This is a genomic window from Achromobacter sp. (assembly GCF_036567245.1).
Taxonomy (GTDB): domain Bacteria; phylum Pseudomonadota; class Gammaproteobacteria; order Burkholderiales; family Burkholderiaceae_B; genus Achromobacter.
Genome location: NZ_DATCUY010000556.1, coordinates 1 through 1,771, shown reverse-complemented (window position 1 = coordinate 1,771; position 1,771 = coordinate 1). Strand labels below are relative to the sequence as shown.

General features: G+C 66.6%; 1 protein-coding gene and 1 pseudogene. Both read right to left on the bottom strand.

Features of this window, described 5'->3' with window-relative positions; genetic code table 11:
- A pseudogene (locus VIR09_RS23350) lies at nucleotides 1–402 on the bottom strand (hypothetical protein); the annotation flags it as partial.
- A 126-nt stretch (nucleotides 403–528) separates the two neighbouring features.
- Nucleotides 529–1,440, bottom strand: a complete 912-nt coding sequence (locus tag VIR09_RS23345; RefSeq protein WP_332015005.1) for a LysR family transcriptional regulator — start codon at nucleotides 1,438–1,440, stop codon at nucleotides 529–531.
- Between the last annotated feature and the right edge of the window lie 331 nt (nucleotides 1,441–1,771).

Genomic DNA, 1,771 nt, shown 5'->3' with positions numbered 1-1,771 from the left:
GACCAGCGCCTCGCTGTCGCCGGTCGCCGGCAGGGGCAGGACCACGAGTTCGCTGCCGGAGCCGAAGCCGGTCACGGCCCGCACGGCGCACACGCGGCGCATGGGATCGCGCATCCGGTCGAGATTGGTGACCGACCACGCAGTCTGGCGCTCGAACGCCGCGCGATAGTCGGACGTGGTGAAGGCGGCCAACGATTCAGTGCGGTACAAGCCCAGGTACTTGCGGCCGCCCTGGCGCGACAGGTAGCGCGCGCCCGACAGAAAGCCGGGAATGCGCACGCGCTCTTCCACGTGTTCGCGGTCGTACCAGCGGTTGAAATCGGCCTCGTGGACAGGATCGGCGTCAGTGGCGACGAACAGCAGGCCGTGAGGCGGGAGAGAGGATTCGGTGTGCGTGCTCATGGGCGGAAGACAGGAAGTTCCTTCGTTTGCGGAAGGCTCCATCTTCAGCCGGCCGGCTGGCGGCGGACAAACGCGTAATTTTTTTGCGCGGCAACAGAATTACTGAAAGACGCCCTAGGGATAACACTATTGCGCGGAACCCAATCGCGGCGCAGTGACCGAGGACGTGAACTGGTCCGAAGCACGGCTGGCGAGTTCGGCCACCAGCCGGATCGCATCCGAACCGGCGCTTTCCAGATAGCTCACCACCAGCAGCTGGGGCGGCACCGGGATGTCGCTACGGATGATCTGCACTTCGCCGCGCGCCACGTACTCGTAGATGGGCGGCAACGGCACCAACGCGCGGCCGAAGCCGCTGCGCACCAGCCGCGCCAGCGCGGAGATCGAACTGACGCAGTGCACCTTGCCCTGCGGCATGCCGACTTCGCGGTACAGGGCCTTGAGCGCTTCGTGCGGCTGCGATCCCGGGCTCATGGTCAGCACCGGCTCGCTCAGCAGCTGCTGCGCGCTCAGCGCTTCCTCGTCGCCGGCCGGCCCGACCCAGCCCATCTCCATGGGCAGGCAGGCGGTGCTGATGATGCCACTGTCGTTCAGCAGGTCCGTCTGCAATGCGATATCCAGCGCGCCTTCGCGCAGGCCGCGGTGCAGGGCTCGCGTGGTCTCGGAGGTGAGCTGCACCTCGATGCCCGGATAGGTGGAGCGCAGGTTGGTCAGGAAGCCGATCAGCCAGGTATGCACCACGGTTTCAATGGCGCCGATGCGCACCAGGCCGAAGACCTCGTCGCCGCCCTTGCCCAGCGACAGGATCTGCTGGCGGATCTCCAGCAGCCGCTCGCCGTAGTCCAGCAGCCGGGTGCCGGTGGCAGTCAGCCTGAGTTCCTTGGCGTCGCGCTCGAACAAGCGCGCGCCGATGTCCTCCTCCAGCGAGGCGATGCGGTTGGCCACGGCGGCCTGGGTGATGTGCAGGCGGTCGCTTGCCGCCCGGAAACTGCCCAGGCGCGCCGACCACAGAAAGGCTTCGACAAAACGCGTATTCATCTCGGTACGACGCGGCAAGGCATCGCGCAAGGATCCAGAACCCCGGAACGCCTTGCTCCGGTCCGCCCACATGCTACCGCCATAACGCCAGACGCGGCGCGAGGCGGGTTATGTCCCCTTTCATGGTGCGCCGTGCACCAAAGTGGTTCAGGCGCGGCACCAGCGCGAGGCCGGCTCGGTCCGCGCACAGGGCGCGGGCCTGAAGCGCGGACGTTGGCACGGCTTTTGCTTGATGCCTGGTATGCCAGCTTGTCCACAAGCGCCACTACCCTCGCACACCAGGAGTTCTCCATGATCTACCGCAACGCGCCCCATGCCTTCAACGCCACCC

Coding starts and splice junctions, on each gene's coding strand:
- VIR09_RS23345 (WP_332015005.1), bottom strand. CDS start 1,440: ATGAATACGCGTTTTGTCGAAGCCTTTCTGTGGTCGGCGCGCCTGGGC.